We start from the raw sequence: 21131 nt of genomic DNA on the forward strand, positions 1-21131 counted from the left end.
AGAGTCGGAGTACCCATGAAAATTTCTGTTGCCAATCGCGTTATTGGTGGATTCACGCTAGTGACCGTGATGCTGATTGTGCTAGGCGTCATGTCCCATACCACCAATCAAACTTCTAAAGAAAGTACACTCACTATGCAGCAAGTCAGCCTGCCTGCATTAAAAGCAACGAGCAAGTTGTCTCGATTGGTGACAAAACAACAAAGACTATCATTATCGGCATTTCACGAAGTAAGCTCGAAACAGTTACCAGCCATAACCAGTAACTTCGAATCCAATATCAATAGCTTTAATTCAAACCTTACTAATTTAAGTGTCTTGATGGCAAAACAAGATCAATTCAGTAGCTTGCTTAGTAAAGTGAAGACTGAATACAGTCAGTATCAGAATTTAGGGAACGGGTTATTAAAGAAAAAACTGAATGCGCTGAAATTAACAGAGCAAACTACTCAACAAGCGAATCGATTGGAAAATACCGTTGAAGATGTAGGTTCAGTATTGCTTGATTTAATTGACTATCAGGACAGTGGTGATAAATCACTTCAATCTATTGCAAGTACAGCTGGTTTACTCGATCCAACAGTTAACAACTTGGTTCCACAAATTCAAGAATTACTGTCATCAGTTAATCAAAAGCAATTTATGATTGTTGAAAAAGAACTCAGTTATTCAATTAAACAAATCATTGAAAGAAAGCGCTTTTTAGAACAACAAAACAATAATTTAGTTGGTGAAACCTTAGATGAAGTTAATTCAGGCCTGACTCAAGTTATTGCGTTACTTCAAGGCAGCAACTCAATTATCAATAATAAGCGTAAACAGCTTAAAGCCATAGAAGATGTGAACAGCGCTTTTTCAGCAATGAACCGTAAATCAAAAGTGTTGAATCGAGCGTTAAATAAGTTAAATACTGATATTGAAGCTTTTAGTAATGACATCAATGCAATGGCAATCGAAAGCATTGATAATGCAAGTTTTCGCTCAATGGTAGTTGAGGCCATTGCCATCTTATTGGCTATCGCAGTGAGTTTTGCTGTTGTGCGACCATTAAAGTCTTCCTTAGACGAAGTTAACAATGCATTGAACATTCTGGCATCAGGTGACTTAACCCATAAATTGGATGACAGAGGTAACGATGAGTTTGCAAAGCTTGCAACGAATTGTAACCGCTTAGTTGATAGCTTAAGAGGGGTCATTACAGGTATTCTTGACCGTTCTACCCAGCTTGCTGCAGCTGCGGAGGAAACATCGGCTGTTACCAGCCAAACTACGTCAGGCATTAAAGATCAAAAAGACAAAGTCGATTTAGCAGCAACGGCTACTACAGAGCTAAATTCTAGTGCTCAACAGGTTGCTGCCAGTGCTGAGTTGGCACTTGAACAAATTAAGCTTGCTGATGATGAAGCTCATAATATTCGTGAAATTGCAGCGGAAAATAAACGCATTATTTTAGAGCTAGCTGATGAAGTCACTACGGCTGGTCAAGTGATCAATAAAGTACACTCAGACAGCGAATCTATTGGTTCAATCTTAGATGTGATCCGTGGTATTGCCGAGCAAACCAACTTACTTGCATTAAACGCTGCCATTGAAGCGGCTAGAGCTGGTGAGCAAGGGCGAGGTTTTGCAGTAGTTGCAGACGAGGTGAGAAGCCTAGCATCACGCACTCAAGAGTCCACCAGTGAAATTCAGCACATGATTGAAATGTTGCAGCAGGGCACTGAAGAAGCAGTACAAGTCATGGAACTTGGGCGTACTCAAGCGCAATCATGTGTCGAAAAAACAGAGCAGGCTAACCTTGCGCTTGAAGCAATCAGTCAGTCCGTTCATAAGGCTTTTGATTCTGGTACCCAAATTTCTGATGCTGCGAAAGAGCAAAATGTTGTTAGCCAAGAGGTATCGCAAAAGTTAGAAGATATTTCTGCGATTTCAGAGGAAACCGCTTTAGGTGCAGATCAAACCGCAGAGTCGAGCCATCAAGTAGCTAAGTTAGCCGAAGAGCTACAAGTATCAGTTGGTGAGTTTAGAGTTTAAAAAACGATTCAATTGAAGCTAAAAAAGCACATTCCAATCGATGGTGTGTGCTTTTTTGTATCAATTTCATTTAGTTAGAGTACAGATGGTAACAGTTAGTATCAATTCTCAACTTCATAACGAGAAACACGATGACAGCTGTATCGGGTGGAACTCAATCAATTGAACCATTAAAGTGCGGAATATCAGAAACTATTGTTGCCAATTATTGGGTTCATAGCGTGGGAGCTTCTTCTATTTCAGGCCCTTATGCTTTTGTAGTTAGTACATTATTATCACCCATTGCAACTAGTTTTGAACGCTTTTGTATGCCTGAAGAAACGGCTGAAGAGAGTTACCTTTATAAAGGCTTGAGGTGTTTTTTGAGCCCAATGAAATGGGCTGTGAAAGATGCAGACTTTGGTCTTTCTGCGTTTCAAAAATAAAAAGGTGAAACCTAAGTTTCACCTTTTTATATTAAATACCAAGTTTACCTTTTAATACGGTGCTGATAGGACTTGCGGCATGGCCATTGGCATTGGCCCAGTCCCAAACATTGCTTTGTGCTAAGGCCTTTTTAGATACACGCTTAACAATATATTCACCGGTTTCATTTGCACCAGCTTTGTATGCGGTTTGTAGCAAGTTGTCACCATTGCACTTTAAGTCGGTATAGATGTTTCTAAGTGTAAGACGGCCTTCTTTCAGTTTTTTACGAAGACGGCTTTTGTCGTTAGCTTTTACATAACTACAAACACTGATAAAAAGTTGCTCATTAGCTTGGGTTGTAGGAGTGACAAGGGAGGCTGCAATCAGAGCAACACCCGCGATTGTTAATACGCGCATCTGATAATCCTTAATTGTATAAATTAGGTTATTATTTTAATACGCTTAATTTAACATTTTTTTACTAAGTTGATAAAGCTATATTCCAACCCATCGGAGCTGATCCCTGACTCTTTTGATTCTTCTTTCCAACTGCCATCATTCCAATCGGGAAAATAAGTGTCTCCCTCAACATCAATATTAATCTCTGTTAGAAAGAGTTTGTCTGCTTTAGGAAGAAGCTGTTGGTAAAGTTGACCACCACCAATAACAAACAGCTGTTCAACATCACCTGCTGCGAGTTTCGCTTCATCAAAAGTAGCAACCACAGTTACACCATCAATTTCTAAATCAGCCTGCCTTGAAATCACAATATTATGTCGACCGGGAAGAGGGCGACCAATTGATTCATAGGTCTTTCTTCCCATTACGATGGGATAACTCATTGTTGTAGCTTTGAAGTGTTTTAGGTCTTCTGGCAAATGCCACGGCATTTGATTGTCTTTTCCGATCACACGGTTAACGGTCATGGCTGCAATCATTGAGATCTGCATGGTCTCTCCCTGAAATTAAATTATTTTTTTATTTCGGTAAAACAATAAACTTGGCATTGCCAATCCGCCTGAAAGTGCTGCAATGATAAATACGGTTTTGAGTCCGTTGCTGATCACAGCATCTGTTAGCTCATGGCTGATTTGCGATTGCGAGGTTAATTGTATCAAAGCTGTCACAGTATCGAAGGCAAATACTCCAGGAAGCATAGGAATACAAGCTGCCACACCCAACATCAGTGGGGGAGCAAGATAGCGTTTAGCAAACATAATCGCCATTATGCCGATAAAGGCGGCGGCTGCAAAGCTCGCCCATTCAATTGCGACACCATGGTGTAACAATAAGGTACGAAAGGCATGAGCAAGTGCTGCTGCCATTCCGCAGTGTGATAAAAACCGCTTAGGCACATTGAATACCATGGCAAAGCCGATAGCAGGGATAGCCGAAAATACGGCGTCATTGAGTAAAGTTAATATCAACATTTAATGTAACCCAATTAATTTACTGATTTGAAGCGCGATTGTGATACCTATAACGGAAGAAACAGTCAAAAGCGTGGCTTGTCCCCAACGTGCAATGCCGACATTCATATGGCCTTTGATCATGTCAGACATTGCATTAATCAAAGGAAATCCCGGAACGAGCAGTAATACGCTTGCCGCAGATGCTAACTCTGGTGTGGTACTGATATTGGGTAAGTAAGCCAATTGTGCCACTACGGTGATCAATAACGCGGTAAAGTGAAAATTGACTAACAGATTAAAGTGACGTTTTGCCATTAAAAGTCTAAGTGCCATGCCACAGGCGGATGCTAAAAAAGTGATCATGCTTGCCGCTAAATCACCACCAAACAAGTGACAAAAGCAAGCGCACGAAAGACCAATTGCTGGTATCAATAAGTAAGCGGGATAGCTCTTAACTTTTAAACGGTTAAGGTGACGTTCGACTTTATTCGCGTCATAGATCCCTTTTTCGGCTTTAATGCAAATACGTTGTAGCTCATAGACTATGGTCATATTCAGCCCGTGCGCTCGAATACGTCGAGTAGTGGTCACACAGCTATTGTTCACAAGGCTTGTTATCACGAGTGCGTTAGAGCTGATGGACAGCTCAATACTGTTAAGTCCTAATGCTTTTCCTAAGCGCTGACTGATATCTTCCACCAGATCCGAATCGGCACCATAGGCGAGAGATAATTGAGCCGTACGGGCAATTAAACGGGTGATATGTGTTTGATGTGATTTGCTATTCATGACACTTTTATAGCATTGGTAACAAAAGAGAGCCTTGAAGGCTCTCTCATTTTTAGAAATCAGATGTTCGAAAATTAGCGTTCGTAAACGACTTCTACATCGTAGTCGTCTTCATCAAAATCATCGTCGAAGTCATCATCATAATCTTCATTGAAATCAGTGTCTGTGGCTTGGTGATAGTTATCCCACTTAAACTCAACTTCTTTCTCAGGATCAATTGCTTCTTCCTCTGCTGGTAAGCTTTGGATAAAGTCTAGAAGCTTAATACTAAGCTCTTGTGTACCTTCACGGTTATAAGCTGAGATAGTATGCACTTCATCTTCCCAACCTAGAGCGTCAGTAACACGTTTAATTTGCTCTTCAAGCTCTTCTTCAAGCAGCAAGTCAGTTTTATTGATCACTAACCAACGCGGTTTAGAAGCAAGCTTCGGAGAATACTTCTCGAGTTCTTCCAAAATGGAAGTCGCCGCTTCAACTGGGTCGCTTTCGTCGATCGGCGCGATATCAATAATGTGTAGAAGTACACGACAACGCTCTAGGTGTTTTAAGAAGCGAATACCTAAGCCTGCTCCATCTGCAGCGCCTTCGATCAAACCAGGGATATCAGCGATCACAAAGCTTTGTCCCGATCGCGGATTCACCACACCAAGGTTTGGTACTAGCGTGGTAAATGGGTAATCAGCCACTTTTGGCGTCGCGCGAGAAACTGAGCGAATAAAGGTCGATTTACCCGCGTTTGGTAATCCTAAGAGACCAACATCAGCAAGTAGCATTAATTCTAATTTAAGACTACGAACTTCACCCGGCGTACCTAATGTCTTTTGACGAGGGGCACGGTTGGTACTGCTCTTAAACCGGGTATTACCTAAGCCGTGGAAACCACCTTTAGCAACAAGCAGCTTTTGACCATGCTTGGTTAAATCACCTAAGACTTCTTCGGTTTCTTCATCTACCGCACGTGTACCAACTGGCACTTTTAGGATCAAATCTTGACCACCACGACCAGTACAATCGCGACCGCGACCATTCTCACCACGTTCAGCACGGTGGAAACGCTCAAAGCGGAAATCGATCAGGGTATTGTAGTTTTCATCTGCCAGCAGATATACGCTACCACCGTCACCGCCGTCACCACCATCTGGGCCACCATCGGGGACGTACTTCTCACGTCTGAAGCTGACACAACCACTGCCACCATCACCCGCTTCAACTCGAATGACTGCTTCGTCGACAAATTTCATAACTACTCCTGAATCGCTTTAATACCGCGATTATACCTTTTCTAAGTAAATAGATAAAAGCTTCTATATTTATGCTCATCCCTGATGATTCAGGTATGACAAATTATTAAGGGCTTACAAAACAAAAGCCCCGCCAGAGGCAGGGCTTAACTTGTTTGCTTCGAAGTATAAATTAAGCTTCGATGCTTACAAATTTACGGTTCTTAGGACCTTTAACTTCGAACTTCACTTTACCGTCAGATAGAGCGAATAGAGTGTGGTCACGACCAACACCTACGTTGTCACCAGCGTGGAATTTAGTACCACGTTGACGAACGATGATGTTACCAGCTAATACTGATTCGCCACCGAAACGCTTAACACCAAGACGTTTACTTTCTGAATCGCGACCGTTACGGGTAGAACCGCCAGCTTTCTTATGTGCCATGAGTTAGACTCCCCTTATTAAGCGTTGATAGCAGTAATTTTAACTTCAGTGAACCACTGACGGTGGCCCATTTGCTTTTCGTGGTGCTTACGACGCTTGAACTTAACAATGCGTACTTTCTCACCGCGACCGTGGCTAACTACTTCAGCAACCACTTTGCCACCTTCAACTAAAGGTGCGCCAACTTTAACGTCGTCACCGTTAGCAACTAAAAGAACTTGATCAAATTCAATAGTTTCACCAGTAGCAACTTCTAATTTTTCTAAACGTACTACGTGACCTTCAGCAACGCGATGTTGCTTGCCGCCACTTTGAAAAACAGCGTACATAGCTATTTTACTCCGAGATCTTTAACACACCGCGTAAGATTTAAACTCTAGACACCAGTGTGCTACAAAAATTTTTAATGACAATGGGCGCGGATTCTACGCTAAGAATGTGGGGCTGGCAAGTATAAAATGCGAAACAAATGCTAAATTTAATCTAAAGGTCGGATTAGACATCAAAAGCTGTTTTACTTGGCAATTTTAGGTAAAATCAGCGCAATTTGCTTTTAATACTGGGCTAAAATTTGAAATAGCCCACACTTTCAGAGTTTACTATGGATTTACAAGCGATTCGCGCGTTAACTGAAGACGATATGCAGGCTGTTAACCAGTTGATTTATAACCAACTGGAATCAGATGTGGCTCTTATTAATCAGCTTAGTTTTTATATTGTTAACAGTGGTGGAAAGCGTTTGCGTCCATTGTTGTCAGTTCTTGCCAGTAAAGCCGTAGGCTATGAAGGCAACGATCATTTAAAGCTTGCCGCGATCGTTGAGTTCATTCATACCGCATCTTTATTACATGATGACGTTGTTGATGAGTCATCCATGCGCCGTGGTCGTCAAACGGCAAACGCCTTGTTCGGAAATAGTGCTTCAGTACTAGTCGGTGACTTCTTATACACGCGCTCATTTCAAATGATGACAGAGCTAAACAGCCTAAAAGTTCTTAGAATTCTTGCAGATACCACTAACGTTCTTGCCGAAGGCGAAGTGATGCAGCTGATGAATTTAAATGAGCCAGATACCAGTGAAGACAATTATATGCGCGTCATTTACTGTAAAACGGCAAGATTATTCGAAGCGGCAACTCAGCTGGCTGGTGTATTACAAAATGTGGATGAAGCGACTGAAAAAGCGTTAGGAGAATACGGTAAATTCCTAGGAACTGCTTTTCAGATCACCGACGATCTTTTGGATTACACAGCAGACAGTGAAGAATTAGGCAAGAATATTGGTGACGATTTAGCCGAAGGTAAGCCCACATTGCCGCTTATTTATGCGTTAGCTCATGGTGATGAGCAAGAAAAGTCTTTGATCAAGGGTGTGATCGAAAAAGCAGATGGATCAAAAGTGATCGATCAAGTTCTCGAAGCTCTTAAGCGAACCGGTGCTTTGGAGTACACGGAAAAGCGTGCTAATGAAGAAGCTCAAAAAGCGATTTCGGCACTGGAGGTTTTACCAGAAAGTGAATATAAGCAAGCGTTATTAGCGTTAGCTCATTTATCTGTCGCACGTAAGAAGTAAAATTCTCCCCCTTATTTACCGTTACTTCAGCTTTTAAAGAAGTAACGGTATCAACTTTCTATACCTGCCAGTCTATCGGTTTTTGTCCCGCTTCAACCAATAGTTGATTCACTTGAGAAAAATGACGGCACCCGAAAAATCCTCGGTAAGCTGACAGAGGTGAAGGATGCGGTGCAGTTAAGATCTTATGAACAGGGTTATCGATAAGCTTAGACTTTTTGATTGCATGACTTCCCCAGAGAACAAATACAATTTGATGTGCCTGCTCATTGAGTTTCATTAAGGCTTTATCGGTAAAGGTTTCCCAGCCGCGTCCAGCATGAGCATGTGCTTTACTTTGCTCAACGGTTAATACTGTATTGAGCAACATCACACCCTGTGTTGCCCAAGGCCGTAAATCACCATGCTCTGGAATGGTAAAGCCTTCTATATCAGTAGCGAGTTCTTTATAGATGTTCACCAATGATGGTGGGATCTTGATCCCTTTATTCACAGAGAAACACAAACCATGGGCTTGATTGGGGCCATGGTAAGGATCTTGTCCAATGATTACCACTTTGGTTTGGCTTAGTGGCGTCAGCTTAAAAGCACTAAAGACTTCATCTTGTGGTGGATATATTACCTTTCCTGCTTGAGCTTCGGTTTCTAAAAAGCTCATTAATTCAGAGTAATATTGTTGTTGAGACTCAGCTTCAATAAAAGTTTGCCACTGGTTAGGCATAGTTAAAACTCCAAAGTGAAAACAACACGAACGGCTAAAGCAATAAGAATAATACCTGATAGTTTATCAATCAGTGCTGAGTGATCTCTTAGCTTAGGCAAAATCGCTGAATGTGAAAGTACCAGTGCAATTAAGGTGTACCAAAGTCCATCGACTAACAGAGGCGTCAATACAATGATGGCCTGTGATGTATGGTCATTAGCATTTTGGACAAATTGACTGAATAAGGCTAAGAAGAATAATAAAATCTTAGGATTAAACAGCGAAATCGCTAAACCATCTCGTGCCGCTTGCAACAAAGTCGATTGAGTACCGCCAGTAAGTTTGTCGTTCATTCCACCTTTGGATTTTAAAGCGTTATAACCCAACCATGCTAAATATGCCGCACCAGCCAGTGCAATAGTGTTAAACAAAATGGGTGAGTGTTTTAACACTATGGCTAAGCCAAAGATGGTGATTAAGGCATAAAAGCCAATACCGAGAGAGTGTGCCCACGCGCAAACAATACCGTGTAAACGGCTGCTTCCCACTGTGTGGCGAATTACCATAGCAAGCGATGGACCTGGAGACATTGCTCCAAGGCAACTTATCGCAAATAAACTTAGCCAAATAGCTAATGTCATGTTGTACCTTAGAAATGAGAAAAAGATTTGGCAGTAATATACTTGATTTCAATTAGAGTAAAAACAGAGTGAGGAAAGAAAGGCTGATGTTCAATGTCACCAGCCCTGTGACAGTTACTTATAAAAACTTCTTAAATCATCCGACAGTTGTTTCAGAGAGTTCTCCTCAACATACATCATGTGTCCTGCTGGGTAATATTTCATATCAACTCGGCTAGCATCAAAGCCATTATCGGCAATGGTATTCTCAGTCGCAAAAAAGGGCGTCGCCATATCAAAATAGCCATTAGCGACAAATAGCTTAAAATCGCTGTTTTCACGTTGGGCTTTGCTTAAATAAGGTGCTACGTTAACAAAATGCAAACGATTACCACTCATGCGCCAATCCCAGCCACCAAATACCTTGCCAGATAGAACTTGAAATTGTCTGTCTAACTTGACGTTTAGGTCATTAGTTAAATAGTGATTAATGGCTGCAGTATAAGCACCGTCAATACCATAACCTGATGGATCGGCATCAATACGTTCACCGCCAGAGTCATAATCTTTACCGATATAGCGACTGTCTAAACGACCAACTGTTTTATATTGATCTCTGAGTAATTCTTTTTGAAATCGATGAGCACTGACTCTTAAATTCACAGCATCAAGGTAGCTAGGCTTTAGCCCTGTAAAGCGCGCAAGTTTTTTGATTGTTTGTTTACGCTTATTGTCTGATAAACGGCTACCTTGTAACAGTGCAAGGGCATAATCATTTAGTGCAAAGTGACGAGATGCTTCAACAAAACCTTCTAAGCCAAGATTTTTGTCTGCTTCAGAAACTTTTCCATGATAATAAGCCGTAGCCGCCATGGTCGGTAAGAAACCAATGTATGGTTGATTATTTCCTGGCTGATAGCGCGCGTGGGTTAAATCTAAAATAGAAGAGATAAGCATGACGCCGTTAAGAGATACATCAGTCCATCCACCTTGGAGTTCATTTGTTACCGCCGCCGCTCGAACTGTGCCGTAACTTTCACCCGATAAATACTTTGGAGAGTTCCAACGGTTATGCTCAGTTAACCACTGGCGAATAAATTGGGCAATGGACTTGGCATCTTGTTTCACACCCCAAAAATCTTTGTCTTTAGATTTTCCAACGGCATGGCTAACGCCTGTACCGACAGGATCGATGAAAACTAAGTCAGTAACGTCCAATAAGGAATATTGGTTATCCACTAATTGATATGGGGCGGCACCATCATCTTTAGCGTTTGATGGAACCACAACTCGCTTAGGCCCATAGATGCCAAGGTGTAACCAAATCGAGGCAGAACCTGGGCCGCCATTAAATACAAAGGTGACAGGTCTTGGTTTATCACTATCTGAGTTGGTACGTAGATAGGTGGTTGAAAAGATATTTGCGGTTGCTTCACCTTTATCATTTTTTAACAAAGTACCGCCTGCAATGGCTTTATAGCGAACGGTTTCATCAGCAATTTCGACTTTATGAGTTGTTGTTGATACTTCTGGTTTTACAATTGGGGGCTCTGGCTTTTTAGATGCAATTGCATTTGAGCTTATGAGTAGTACTGAAGCAGCCAATAACAATGGCTTACTGCGCAGCTTTATTCCTAAAGACATATTTATCTCCTATTGATTGCGAACAGCTTACTGAATTAACGAAAAAAATAAACAGCCCTTTTGTAACTAAAAATCAACAGGTCTTAATTAACAGTCGTTTAGTGCTTGAACTATGCTTTGTAGAGTTAAGTGGGAATCGAGGTGAAAGATGGCAGCTTCAAACGCATCTACTCTAGTTGAGATAAATGTTGATGAGTATAAATCCACAGCAGAGTTAACCAAATTAGCTAATGCCATAGAACGGGCTAAATCAAACATAACGGTCAGTTTTAAAGATTCTAAGACTGGGGAAACAGTGGGTTATCAAGTTTCACCTTCATATGCTGGTCAACATTACTCTTGTGAAGTTTCCTCTAAGTTTTCAGCGGTTATTGCTGAAAAATACCATGCATTTATGAATCGTTTTGCTTCAGCAACAAAAGAAGAAAAGGCTGGAAATACTGACATTCCAATGGAGGAAATTTCTGCAGCCCAACGCTTTATCAAAAAATGGGGGGCTAAAGGGCAAGCTGAAATGACGCTTAAAGAAATGGTGAGTGAGCTTAACAATTATCAACGATTTAACGACTTTTGCTCTGCTGCTACCTATGGTCATTTGGATTTACTAGAAAAATCATTACGAGCTGGGGTCAGTGTCGATAGACGTGACAGATATACCGGTGAAAATGCATTATTAATGGCCGTAAAACACAGTCAATATGATTGTGCGGAAGTTTTATTAAAACATGGTGCCTTGACCAATCGTTTGGATTCAAGAAGAAACATCCCTATCGATGTTGCGGTTACTAGAAGAGATGATCGTATGGTTGAGTTGTTATTAGCTCATGGTGCTTCAACACGGATGAAGGATGAATCTACTGAATTGGTATTCCATAAAGCTTGTAGGCGCAGCTCTGAATCAATCGTGAACAGCTTTTTATCCCGTGATAAACAGCTTGTAACCAAACTGAATCATTGGCGAACTCCACCTTTAATGTTGGCTTGTGAAAATGGAAATTTAGGCGCCGTAAAAGCTTTACTAGCACATGATGCAGATGTTATGAAAGCGGATAATTACGGTAACCTTCCTCTGCAAAAAGCAGTCGAACGTGGTGATTACGAAATTGCACAAGCACTCATTGATGCTGGGGCAGATCCTAAGTTAAGAGACGCTTCTGGAGATTCAGCTGTTGATAAAGCTAGGAATTATCAGTACGTCAGGGGGAAAGCTGATCTAATGGCTTTAGTTAACCCTGTTGATATTTCAGAGGAAACTTTACAAGAGTGGGAACAAGCTGATAAAGATTCAAAAGGCAAAGAATCCAAAAAACATCTTGAACAAGATTTAGGGGACTGGGATGACGCTTATGATATGGCAAAGGAAGAAGAGAAACATTTTAAGTTTAAGCCCGCAAAAGATCGTATAAATACTTTGAAAAAAAAGTAATGTTTTTTGGCCAAGAAGCTGTGAGAAGAGCGACTATTCATAATATATTTTGAATCAAACAGATTCGGGGTTTGATGAGAAGACCATATCTAGATGGGTTCTTTTCAATTTATCATGACAATTTTAGATTTATTTTTAAATCACGCATAAGTTATCCAGTAAAATGCAGCATTAACGAAGAGTTTTCAGTATATAATGCCCCCTCATTTGCTCCCACTGACAGATTTACCATGAACAACAATGATATTTTGCGTCGACTGCGCTTTGTTTTGGATTACGATGACGCCAAGATGCTGTCCATTTTTGCTCGTACAGAACAAACAATGACGAACGTTGAACTACATCATCTACTGAGAAAAGAAGATGATAAACAGTTTGTACCTTGTATTGATAAGGTGTTATGTCGATTTTTAGATGGGCTCATTATTGAAAAGCGTGGCTTACGTGAAGGTAGCGAGCTTCCAAAACCGACTAAGCTTAATAACAATCTTATCTTCAAAAAGTTAAGAGTCGCCTTTGAGCTTAAAGAGCAAGATATTATTGAAGTATTGGCTTTGGCTGATTTAAGAGTAAGTAAATCAGAGTTGGGTGCGATTTTCCGCAATCCAGAGCATAAGAATTTTAAACCTTGTGGTGATCAGATGTTACGCAACTTCATCAAAGGGTTATCGTTAAAGTATCAAGGGAAGTAATTCCCGTTTATAACAACCAAATTTAAAGGTCTATTCCATGGATGATAAAAAACGTCCGCTGTATCTTCCATACGCTGGTCCAACAATTTTAGAAGCGCCTTTGATCAATAAAGGCACGGCATTTACTGAAGAAGAACGTATTTCTTTCAACCTTGAAGGTTTGTTGCCGCAAGCGATTGAAACGATCGAAGAGCAAGCGTCTCGAGCCTACGAGCAGTACAGTCGCTTTGATAGTGATCTCAATAAGCATATCTTCTTAAGAAACATTCAAGATACCAATGAAACGCTGTTCTATCGCTTAGTACAAAATCACATCACTGAGATGATGCCTATCATCTATACGCCAACCGTTGGCTTGGCTTGTGAGCGTTTTTCTAAAAACTATCGTAAAAATCGTGGTTTGTTTATCTCTTATCCGAGCCGTGAGCGCATAAGCGATATTTTAAATAACTCTACTCGTCATAAAGTGAAAGTGATTGTGATCACTGACGGTGAACGTATTCTTGGTTTGGGTGACCAAGGTATTGGCGGCATGGGAATTCCAATTGGTAAGTTATCGCTTTACACCAGTTGTGGCGGTATTTCTCCAGCGCATACTTTGCCGATTACTTTAGATGTTGGAACGGACAACCAACAGCTGTTAGATGATCCTATGTATATGGGCTGGCGTCATCCGAGAATTACGGGTGATGAATACGCTAACTTTATTGAAGACTTTATGTCAGCAGTTAAAGAGCGTTGGCCTGATGCCCTTATCCAGTTCGAAGACTTTGCTCAAAAGAACGCAATGCCATTATTGGAGCGCTATAAAGACAAATATTGCTGCTTTAACGATGACATTCAAGGCACTGCAGCCGTTACAGTTGGTTCATTATTGGCGGCGTGTAAGGCGGCGGGAACTCAGCTTAGCGAGCAACGTATTACCTTCTTAGGCGCGGGTAGTGCGGGTTGTGGTATTGCTGAGGCGATTGTGGCGCAAATGGTTGCAGAAGGCATTTCTGATGCAGAAGCGCGTTCGCGCGTATTTATGGTTGACCGTTGGGGCTTGCTACTAGACAACATGCCTAATTTGTTGCCATTCCAGCAAAAGCTCGCTCAAGATGCGAATACCACTGAAAACTGGGAGAAAGCAGGCGATAACCTTTCTCTTATTGAAGTGATCAAAAATGCTAAGCCTACCGTTCTCATTGGTGTGTCTGGTGCGCCTGGTTTATTCACCGAAGAAGTGATCAAAACCATGCACCAACATTGTGAACGTCCGATCGTGTTCCCACTATCGAACCCAACAAGCCGAGTTGAAGCGACGCCACAGAACATCCTTACTTGGACAAACGGTCAAGCGTTAGTGGCAACTGGGAGTCCGTTTAATCCTGTAGTGATTGGTGATAAAACCTTTGAAATTGCCCAGTGTAATAACAGTTATATCTTCCCGGGCATTGGCCTTGGTGTAATTTCGGTAAAAGCTAAGCGAGTAACCGATTCTATGTTAATGGCATCTAGCCGTGCTTTAGCGGAATGTTCACCATTGGCTATAGACGGAGAAGGACAATTGCTGCCACCGCTTGAGAGCATTCACGAAGTCAGTAAAAAGATTGCTTTTGCCGTAGGTAAAGCGGCGATCGACGATGGTGTTGCTCGTCCAATTACCGATGAGCACATTTTAAGAAGTATCGAAAAGAGCTTCTGGAAGCCAGAATACCGTAGCTATAAGCGTACTTCTTTCTAAGGTACTCAGTTTTTAGTAACCGATAATTCAATAGCGTTACTGAACTCAAAGCATTAAACCGAACTTGATGATAAAATTAAGTTCGGTTTTTTATTATCTGATCATCCATGCTTTCATCTGACCTATTACAACAACTCGCCATCAATATAAAACAGTGGGGCAAAGAGCTTGGTTTTGCTCATGTCGGGATCTGTGATACTGATTTATCAGATGAAGAGCCTAAGTTGCAAGAGTGGTTAGACAAAGGCTACCACGGTGAAATGCACTATATGGCGAATCACGGCATGATGCGAGCAAGACCTCATGAGCTACAGCCGGGATGTCTAAGAGTGATCAGTGTTCGCATGGATTACCTACCTCCTGAAGCCGGATTTGCCACCAACCTTAAAGATCCTAATCTAGGCTATATTTCTCGTTATGCTGGTGGTCGCGATTATCACAAAATGATGCGCAACCGGATCAAAAAGTTAGGTGATAAAATTGCTGAGCATCTACAAGAACTTGGCGAAGAACTTCCTGAATACAGACCCTTTGTCGATTCTGCCCCTGTATTAGAGCGTCCTTTAGCTGATAAAGCTGGCATAGGCTGGACAGGCAAACACTCGTTAATATTAAGCCGAAATGCGGGAAGTTGGTTCTTTCTTGGCGAACTATTAATTAATTTACCTTTGCCCGTTGATTCGCCTGTTGAGAATGAGTGTGGTAAATGCGTGGCTTGTATTAAATCCTGCCCGACTAATGCCATTGTTGAACCTTATGTGGTAGATGGTCGACGTTGTATTTCTTATCTCACTATCGAACATCAAGGCTCGATTCCTGAAGAGTTTCGTCCATTAATGGGGAATCGCATTTATGGCTGTGATGATTGCCAATTAGTGTGTCCAGTAAATAGTGAGTCACAGTTGACCCAAGAATGGGACTTTCATATTCGAGATGCTATTAAGTTGCCTAAATTGGTGAATTTATTTCTGTGGACGGAAGATGAGTTCTTATCGCGAATGCAGGGGAGCGCCATTCGAAGAATTGGTCACTCACTATGGCTTCGAAATATTGCGATTGCACTGGGTAACGCACCATATTCATCTGAAATTGTTAAAGTATTAGAAGCTAAGTCGAATGCTGAAGATGTGAATGAAATGGTACAAGAGCATATAGATTGGGCGCTTGAGCAACAGAGTAATAAGCGTGAGAATGAATTTTCTCTTGATCGTAAAACAGTTCGCATTATTAAGACGGTGGAAAAAGGATTACCACGTGATCGTTAACTTTTATCTTCGCCTTCTAACTTCTATTTCTTGAAATATCTCCATTTCAGAGGACAATGGCTGAGCTGATGGGCTTTGATTTTCTTGAGTTGAATGAACATTTACATAAACAAAATCAGCAGAAATATCATTGATTGTTCGTGCTCGACTTGTTTTGATTTTCCTTACAGTCCATGCTGCCAATTTGGTTGTTAGTGTCCATCCTGCTTTTAATAAGCCGTGCTTTGTGCTTCCGATTTGCTGCGCAGCAGCACTGTTTTGTTGTGACGCGCTTTGAACTTGGGTTTGAGTTTCAGGTCGCTCAACATTGGGTAAAGGGGATGGATCGTTAATATTAATTGTTTCTGCAGTGTAACTTCGAGAGTTTCTCAATCTGCTTTCCTCTACTTTTCTTTGTTCGCTTTTTTTATATTTTTCTTGCTTATTTTTAACTGCAATATGATTACTCTTGTTATTGCAAACTCGCACCATTATTGACAGGCAATATCATTCCCTTTGACCTTATTCTCATTAGGTTTGACTCACATTCTCATTTAAATTGATTTTTCAGCTTTGTTGTAAAATGAGGTTAATTGTTAAACTTGGCAAGCTTGAATAATAGATACTGAATAACAGTAAGAAACGAGTAGAACAAACCGAACAGGACTGTGCTCATCAATGAAGAGGTATTTATTGAGAGAATTATTGATGTTTGTTATGAGCTATAACGAATACTTGTTTGCTGTTTGAGAGAGAGCTAATTATTCTAAGATCGAGTTGCTGTATGCCCTGAAAAAGCATACTCCCTAATTCACTATTGAAAGAGGTGCAACTCAATGCAATCCAACAATCATCAGCAACTAGCTTCTTTATTGGAGACCATCAACAAACTTGGTGCCGAAACAGATTTCGGATGCCATCATTCCGAACTCAAGCAATACATTGATAAAATCCGACTACTACTTCCATATAAACGATATTGTGTAGTTACAGATTGGTTCCTTTGGGGCTGAGTATTCAGTGAATAATACTTAAAGCGCTTCTTGTCTTATCGTAAAAGCAGATACCGTTATTTATTGTTTACTAAACAACTCAAAAAAATGCCCCATAGAGTTGGGGCAAATTAGGTTTTAATAAAAAATGAGTATTACTTTATTCAATCTCCATAATATCTTTCATATAAAGCCCCCAAAAAACCAAAAGATATTGAAACCCCAACAAGTAATAGACTTCCTTTTAAAATAGTTAAACTGGTCATGTTTTGAATATTACCACTTAATAATATTTTCAATAAAACAAGTAAAAACATTATCAATCCAAAAAGAATTGAAAATTTAATTGTATCCTTGGTAAGAGATTTATTTTTAGAGTTCATAGTCTCATTCCTATCTAACAAGCTTCTGTGCCTTTACAAGCTTCATTAACTGCATTTGATGCTACTCCTGATGCAACATCTCCTAGCTTATCTGCAACTTTACTACCGGATTTACCAAGGGCTCCAGCACCAACATCAACAGCAGCTTTAACATTCATACCGACTGCTTTTGCCGGACCTATGACACTGCCTACAGCGGCTTTTCCTGCGTTGTCTGAAATGGTATCAATTGAAGAACCAGATAAACTATCATTTACGGCGCTAGAGGTTGCTGCGGTTGCCGCTCCTGTTGCAACATTTGTTACATTTGCGGCAGCCTTTTCTAATGTTGAAGCAACAACTTTACCACCAACTTGCAAGGAGGATTTAGTTATAGCTGACACACCACCAGTAACAGCTCCAGCTATTCCACTGATAGTAGCTTTAGTAGCATCAAATTCCTGACCAGAGGCAACTTGAGTAATAGCTTCAACTGCAAAACCTACCGCAAACCCAACGGCAAGGTGAATAAATTCACCATCAGGGTCTGTATACTTATAAGGGTTATTATTGGCGTATGCATATCGGTTGAATCCATGCGCAGGGTTATTACCTCGGTGTAAATGACCTAGTGTATCAACAGGATCATTACTGTAAAACCGACCTATAAGTGGATCATAGTATCGTGCCTGCATATACATTTATTAGCACTACGATCCACCGAGCATTCACTAAATAACTCTCAAATTGCTCTCCAGTGTATTGGTTTTAAGCATCCTATTTACTGCTAATCACTTTTAACTTTACCCCACTCACTTCATCAATGTAGGTCGCGGTTGCTCCAAGGACTGCGAGCTGATCGTCAGATATTTTTTCTTTCGATATCGCTGGCTGTACAATATTTATACCTAAATTAAATTTTGCATACCGTGCCACTTTCGATAAATTTATTAGGTCTTCATAACGACCTTTATCTATTCTGGTACTTCGATGATTTCTCAATCTACTACGCTCACGCTCCATCAATCGTTGTAACAGTTTATCTATATCGCTAAACCACTTAACACTTTTTTCTGCCTGACCAGCAACTTGGTATACATCATCAACTCGAGAACCTGGTTTGGCCACCCCTTTATTCTTACTGCAATACTTACAGTGGAATAAATCAATAATTAACTCTTCATCATCGATGTTTTTTATACCAATAATATCCGCTACTTCTCCGGAACCATCATCGTCAAAAATCACATCATAGCCATCTTCAATTTGTCTAATGGTATGATATTGAATTGAATGAGCCAGCCTCGCCTCAGTTTGAGACTCAACAGAAATATCAATTCCATCCCAGTCCCAAGCTGTAACATTATCTTTTTCATATAAGTATGCATAATCACCCTTCGAATAGAAACGTAAGCCATTATCAATAACGGATGTATCGACTAGAAATAATGTTGGAGAGTGAGTATTAAAATATTCGGAAAGCTGAACTGTTTGTTCACCAATAGTTATATCCAGATCCTCTTTAGAATCAAAAGTCATTTCTTCAGATTTATCAATAGTGATAGTTATCTGACTCTTCTCTGAAGGTGTAGCTAAATCAATATCTAAGGTTTTCTTATCACCTGATTGCTGTTCTGAAAGTAGTAATTCGCAATCAATTAGCTTTGCTTTCCACTTACCAGAGGAGATTGTTATTTTTGACTCATTCTTCCTTAACAAGTCAATTGGCCATTCAACTGATAATACCCTGATATCTGGAAATTCTTTTAATGACTCAGTTTGCATAGCCGTTTTCAATACATCATTTGTATTGATATTATCATCTAAAAGTTTGTCTCCGATACGTTTACACCATGCAACCCATTTTTCTAACGAGTCACTATCCATTGCCCAAACTTTTCCTTTATATGAACAGCCTAAGCTTACAGGCTTTCCACCTTCGAATCCCTTGCCAAAAATATTAGATTTTGTTGCTCGGTTTGCTTCAATATCTGGGATCTGATCATTAATTTCAGTTCCTGTATGCATTGAGTATCGAAGACCTTTTTTATTTTTATTTAGGCCGACATTTTGAAGCTTAAGCCTTTTTATTCCAGCAAGTGTCCTGAACACTAACTCACCTTTTAGCTGAGTCGCATTCTTAGCTATTAGATTGGCTAACCTTTTAACGTATCCATCTTTTGCAGATGAATGAATATAGAGAAGCCCAGTTTCTTTGTCATAAAAAGCAATATACAAATCCCATAGCTCATCAAACAGCTCTTTAGAGCTAGCCCATCCCACTGATAGGTATGATTTAACACTGAAAATAAGCATATTTCGCTCATCATTTATAACAGAGTCGAAAACCCTATAGCTTGTACTTTCGAGCTTTTGAAAGTTCTCTGGAATCCACTTTTCTTCTTCGACTTTATAAACAGTTGTACTAATGCTTGGGTTCAATCCTAAGTCGAGTAACTTACTCGGGGTTGAAAATTCAGCTTTAAACTCTTGGTACTCTTTCTCATTATGAATTTTATTTGCACTGATATCGCTAATGACAGTATTCCAGTCAGCATCTTCACTATATAAAGCTTCTAGTTTTTCATTAACATTTGGATTAGCTATATTCGCAATAAATTTAGCATTACCTACATTTTTAGTCGTACGTGTAAAACGACCTGTAAATTGAAGCATGACGTTAATGCTTTTATGGATATCATGTATCGCCGAAATTTTTAATTGTGGTAAGTCAAAACCTTCGCCCAACATGCCAACACAAACAATAATTCTATGTTCTCTGTTCTTGATAGACTCCAAGACAGCTTCTTTGTTTTTGACTTTACTTGTAATTAAAATAGGCTTTAAATCAGCTTCACCTTCGTAGAGCTTAAAAACCTTTTTGGCATGAAAAATTGTATCAGCTCGTGCCATTAAAATATGATCTAGGCCATTTTTAAGGTCAGTCTTAAGAAGTTCAATCGCCTTTTCGGCGATAACTTTATCTGCATCTTCTTCTACAAATTCACGAACTGAGTGAAACTCAATTAGTTTAAAGTAGCCATCTTCTTGAGCTTGTTTTAATGGATAATTGAAAATAATTTTTCCATCTATTCGAGACTTATCTGTACGAAAGGGGGTCGCTGTAAATTGAAATACAGGCTTTCTCTCAAAGTTTGATTTTACTCTAGCCCAAGTTTTAGCTGTTACGTGATGAGCTTCATCAACAATCAAATGACTGCATTGGTTTATTAAAGACTTGATATATCGCTCTTCGAACTGTGCTAAAGAAGCGGCTGTAGCAATAATTACATTAGATTTCAGGATCTCATCTAATTCATCAGTATTCTTAATACCGTGCTTAATAACAGCAACATGTGGGTTCTCTACGTCATCACTTATCAACCCAAGGGTACGTAACAATCCTAATTTAACGAACTTATCTCTTGTCTGCTCTCTTAAAGCATCTGAAGGGACGATTACGAGTGTTCTTGGAAACTTTCCCGCTACAACAATGGACAAAATTGTTTCGGTTTTTCCTGTGCCTGTAGGCATAACAATTGTAGCGGCTTGTTTATCGTCAGAGCGTTCATATCCTAGAGCGGCATGAATAGCTCCAACTTGAGGAGGTCTTAGACCTTGAATATTATCTTCAATAATTTCTTCTTTAAAAAGGAAGTTTGATTTAGACCATGATTCCTTAACGGCTTGGTAAGACACATTATCATCAACAATTGATTGCCAGTGGATGAAGCTTTTAGCGACTTTTTTTTCAATAAATAAATTCAACTTTTGTATAATCCTTCATAACAATGTGAGAGAGTTTCCATCCTATTCTTTCAGATAAAATATCATCGTC

Annotated in this window: 22 protein-coding genes; 8 read left to right on the top strand and 14 right to left on the bottom strand. The window is 40.2% G+C overall.

Annotated features, from left to right (window positions below):
* Positions 1–15: 15 nt before the first annotated feature.
* Positions 16–2034 carry a methyl-accepting chemotaxis protein gene (locus E2H97_RS03460; RefSeq protein ID WP_133405840.1) on the top strand — a complete coding sequence of 673 codons (2019 nt, stop codon included), beginning with the start codon at positions 16–18 and terminating at the stop codon, positions 2032–2034.
* A gap of 131 nt (positions 2035–2165) precedes the next feature.
* On the top strand, positions 2166–2459 hold the full coding sequence (locus E2H97_RS03465) for a hypothetical protein (RefSeq protein WP_133405841.1): 294 nt from the start codon (positions 2166–2168) through the stop codon (positions 2457–2459).
* Between the two features lie 31 nt (positions 2460–2490).
* Here the strand turns inward: E2H97_RS03465 and E2H97_RS03470 are convergent, their stop codons facing one another.
* The 7 genes from E2H97_RS03470 to rplU form a co-directional block, all read right to left on the bottom strand.
* Positions 2491–2859, bottom strand: a complete 369-nt coding sequence (locus tag E2H97_RS03470; RefSeq protein WP_133405842.1) for a DUF3718 domain-containing protein — start codon at positions 2857–2859, stop codon at positions 2491–2493.
* A 50-nt stretch (positions 2860–2909) separates the two neighbouring features.
* Entirely contained in the window at positions 2910–3392 is a 483-nt protein-coding gene (folA, locus tag E2H97_RS03475; RefSeq protein ID WP_133405843.1) for a type 3 dihydrofolate reductase, read from the bottom strand.
* Positions 3393–3407: 15 nt separating this feature from the next.
* Complete coding sequence (locus tag E2H97_RS03480) at positions 3408–3872, bottom strand: threonine/serine exporter family protein (RefSeq protein WP_133405844.1); 465 nt, start codon at positions 3870–3872, stop codon at positions 3408–3410.
* The gene (locus E2H97_RS03485; protein WP_133405845.1) at positions 3873–4643 is read right to left on the bottom strand and encodes a threonine/serine exporter family protein; all 771 of its coding nucleotides are present in this window, start codon (positions 4641–4643) and stop codon (positions 3873–3875) included.
* Between the two features lie 74 nt (positions 4644–4717).
* Complete coding sequence (gene cgtA, locus E2H97_RS03490; protein WP_133405846.1) at positions 4718–5884, bottom strand: Obg family GTPase CgtA; 1167 nt, start codon at positions 5882–5884, stop codon at positions 4718–4720.
* A 172-nt stretch (positions 5885–6056) separates the two neighbouring features.
* Positions 6057–6311, bottom strand: coding sequence for a 50S ribosomal protein L27 (gene rpmA / locus E2H97_RS03495; protein ID WP_133405847.1), 255 nt, complete (start codon positions 6309–6311; stop codon positions 6057–6059).
* Positions 6312–6328: 17 nt separating this feature from the next.
* A complete protein-coding gene (rplU, locus tag E2H97_RS03500) occupies positions 6329–6640 on the bottom strand; it encodes a 50S ribosomal protein L21 (protein ID WP_121840250.1) in 312 nt (103 codons plus the stop codon).
* Between the two features lie 272 nt (positions 6641–6912).
* On the opposite strand from rplU, the gene ispB reads away from it, so the two are divergent.
* Positions 6913–7884, top strand: a complete 972-nt coding sequence (gene ispB, locus E2H97_RS03505) for an octaprenyl diphosphate synthase (protein WP_133405848.1) — start codon at positions 6913–6915, stop codon at positions 7882–7884.
* 58 nt (positions 7885–7942) lie between these two features.
* Here ispB and ung read toward each other — a convergent pair whose 3' ends face one another.
* The 3 genes from ung to E2H97_RS03520 form a co-directional block, all read right to left on the bottom strand.
* Complete coding sequence (ung, locus tag E2H97_RS03510) at positions 7943–8605, bottom strand: uracil-DNA glycosylase (protein ID WP_133405849.1); 663 nt, start codon at positions 8603–8605, stop codon at positions 7943–7945.
* A gap of 2 nt (positions 8606–8607) precedes the next feature.
* On the bottom strand, positions 8608–9228 hold the full coding sequence (locus tag E2H97_RS03515; protein ID WP_133405850.1) for a LysE family translocator: 621 nt from the start codon (positions 9226–9228) through the stop codon (positions 8608–8610).
* A gap of 114 nt (positions 9229–9342) precedes the next feature.
* Entirely contained in the window at positions 9343–10851 is a 1509-nt protein-coding gene (locus E2H97_RS03520; RefSeq protein ID WP_133405851.1) for a S10 family peptidase, read from the bottom strand.
* 148 nt (positions 10852–10999) lie between these two features.
* Here E2H97_RS03520 and E2H97_RS03525 point away from each other — a divergent pair, with 148 nt between their 5' ends.
* The 4 genes from E2H97_RS03525 (at position 11000) to queG (ending at position 15960) form a co-directional block, all read left to right on the top strand.
* Positions 11000–12277, top strand: a complete 1278-nt coding sequence (locus tag E2H97_RS03525; RefSeq protein WP_133405852.1) for an ankyrin repeat domain-containing protein — start codon at positions 11000–11002, stop codon at positions 12275–12277.
* Between the two features lie 230 nt (positions 12278–12507).
* Positions 12508–12969: a YehS family protein gene (locus E2H97_RS03530; protein WP_133405853.1), complete on the top strand. Its 462-nt coding sequence runs from the start codon at positions 12508–12510 to the stop codon at positions 12967–12969.
* Between the two features lie 37 nt (positions 12970–13006).
* Positions 13007–14695, top strand: a complete 1689-nt coding sequence (locus E2H97_RS03535) for an NAD-dependent malic enzyme (protein WP_133405854.1) — start codon at positions 13007–13009, stop codon at positions 14693–14695.
* A gap of 107 nt (positions 14696–14802) precedes the next feature.
* Positions 14803–15960, top strand: coding sequence for a tRNA epoxyqueuosine(34) reductase QueG (gene queG, locus E2H97_RS03540; RefSeq protein ID WP_133405855.1), 1158 nt, complete (start codon positions 14803–14805; stop codon positions 15958–15960).
* 3 nt (positions 15961–15963) lie between these two features.
* Here queG and E2H97_RS03545 read toward each other — a convergent pair whose 3' ends face one another.
* The gene (locus E2H97_RS03545) at positions 15964–16332 is read right to left on the bottom strand and encodes a hypothetical protein (RefSeq protein WP_133405856.1); all 369 of its coding nucleotides are present in this window, start codon (positions 16330–16332) and stop codon (positions 15964–15966) included.
* Between the two features lie 443 nt (positions 16333–16775).
* Between E2H97_RS03545 and E2H97_RS18775 the strand changes: the two genes are divergently transcribed.
* Positions 16776–16952, top strand: coding sequence for a hypothetical protein (locus tag E2H97_RS18775; protein ID WP_170308240.1), 177 nt, complete (start codon positions 16776–16778; stop codon positions 16950–16952).
* A gap of 143 nt (positions 16953–17095) precedes the next feature.
* Here E2H97_RS18775 and E2H97_RS03550 read toward each other — a convergent pair whose 3' ends face one another.
* The 3 genes from E2H97_RS03550 to E2H97_RS03560 all read right to left on the bottom strand — a co-directional run bounded on the left by E2H97_RS03550 (position 17096) and on the right by E2H97_RS03560 (position 21061).
* Positions 17096–17314, bottom strand: a complete 219-nt coding sequence (locus tag E2H97_RS03550) for a hypothetical protein (protein ID WP_133405857.1) — start codon at positions 17312–17314, stop codon at positions 17096–17098.
* A gap of 14 nt (positions 17315–17328) precedes the next feature.
* Entirely contained in the window at positions 17329–17994 is a 666-nt protein-coding gene (locus tag E2H97_RS18980) for an RHS repeat-associated core domain-containing protein (RefSeq protein WP_246029051.1), read from the bottom strand.
* Positions 17995–18070: 76 nt separating this feature from the next.
* Positions 18071–21061 carry a DEAD/DEAH box helicase gene (locus E2H97_RS03560; protein ID WP_133405858.1) on the bottom strand — a complete coding sequence of 997 codons (2991 nt, stop codon included), beginning with the start codon at positions 21059–21061 and terminating at the stop codon, positions 18071–18073.
* Positions 21062–21131: the final 70 nt, after the last annotated feature.

This window comes from Parashewanella tropica, from assembly GCF_004358445.1.
GTDB lineage: Bacteria > Pseudomonadota > Gammaproteobacteria > Enterobacterales > Shewanellaceae > Parashewanella > Parashewanella tropica.

Bases quoted from the DNA above. Each gene is read 5' to 3' on its own strand.
- E2H97_RS03465 (WP_133405841.1), top strand. From the start codon at position 2,166: ATGACAGCTGTATCGGGTGGAACTCAATCAATTGAACCATTAAAGTGC.
- E2H97_RS03515 (WP_133405850.1), bottom strand. From the start codon at position 9,228: ATGACATTAGCTATTTGGCTAAGTTTATTTGCGATAAGTTGCCTTGGA.
- ung (WP_133405849.1), bottom strand. From the start codon at position 8,605: ATGCCTAACCAGTGGCAAACTTTTATTGAAGCTGAGTCTCAACAACAA.
- rplU (WP_121840250.1), bottom strand. From the start codon at position 6,640: ATGTACGCTGTTTTTCAAAGTGGCGGCAAGCAACATCGCGTTGCTGAA.
- E2H97_RS03480 (WP_133405844.1), bottom strand. From the start codon at position 3,872: ATGTTGATATTAACTTTACTCAATGACGCCGTATTTTCGGCTATCCCT.
- ispB (WP_133405848.1), top strand. From the start codon at position 6,913: ATGGATTTACAAGCGATTCGCGCGTTAACTGAAGACGATATGCAGGCT.
- E2H97_RS03460 (WP_133405840.1), top strand. From the start codon at position 16: ATGAAAATTTCTGTTGCCAATCGCGTTATTGGTGGATTCACGCTAGTG.
- cgtA (WP_133405846.1), bottom strand. From the start codon at position 5,884: ATGAAATTTGTCGACGAAGCAGTCATTCGAGTTGAAGCGGGTGATGGT.
- E2H97_RS03530 (WP_133405853.1), top strand. From the start codon at position 12,508: ATGAACAACAATGATATTTTGCGTCGACTGCGCTTTGTTTTGGATTAC.
- E2H97_RS03470 (WP_133405842.1), bottom strand. From the start codon at position 2,859: ATGCGCGTATTAACAATCGCGGGTGTTGCTCTGATTGCAGCCTCCCTT.
- E2H97_RS03535 (WP_133405854.1), top strand. From the start codon at position 13,007: ATGGATGATAAAAAACGTCCGCTGTATCTTCCATACGCTGGTCCAACA.
- E2H97_RS03550 (WP_133405857.1), bottom strand. From the start codon at position 17,314: ATGAACTCTAAAAATAAATCTCTTACCAAGGATACAATTAAATTTTCA.
- E2H97_RS03520 (WP_133405851.1), bottom strand. From the start codon at position 10,851: ATGTCTTTAGGAATAAAGCTGCGCAGTAAGCCATTGTTATTGGCTGCT.
- queG (WP_133405855.1), top strand. From the start codon at position 14,803: ATGCTTTCATCTGACCTATTACAACAACTCGCCATCAATATAAAACAG.
- E2H97_RS18980 (WP_246029051.1), bottom strand. From the start codon at position 17,994: ATGTATATGCAGGCACGATACTATGATCCACTTATAGGTCGGTTTTAC.
- E2H97_RS03485 (WP_133405845.1), bottom strand. From the start codon at position 4,643: ATGAATAGCAAATCACATCAAACACATATCACCCGTTTAATTGCCCGT.
- folA (WP_133405843.1), bottom strand. From the start codon at position 3,392: ATGCAGATCTCAATGATTGCAGCCATGACCGTTAACCGTGTGATCGGA.
- E2H97_RS03525 (WP_133405852.1), top strand. From the start codon at position 11,000: ATGGCAGCTTCAAACGCATCTACTCTAGTTGAGATAAATGTTGATGAG.
- E2H97_RS18775 (WP_170308240.1), top strand. From the start codon at position 16,776: ATGCAATCCAACAATCATCAGCAACTAGCTTCTTTATTGGAGACCATC.
- rpmA (WP_133405847.1), bottom strand. From the start codon at position 6,311: ATGGCACATAAGAAAGCTGGCGGTTCTACCCGTAACGGTCGCGATTCA.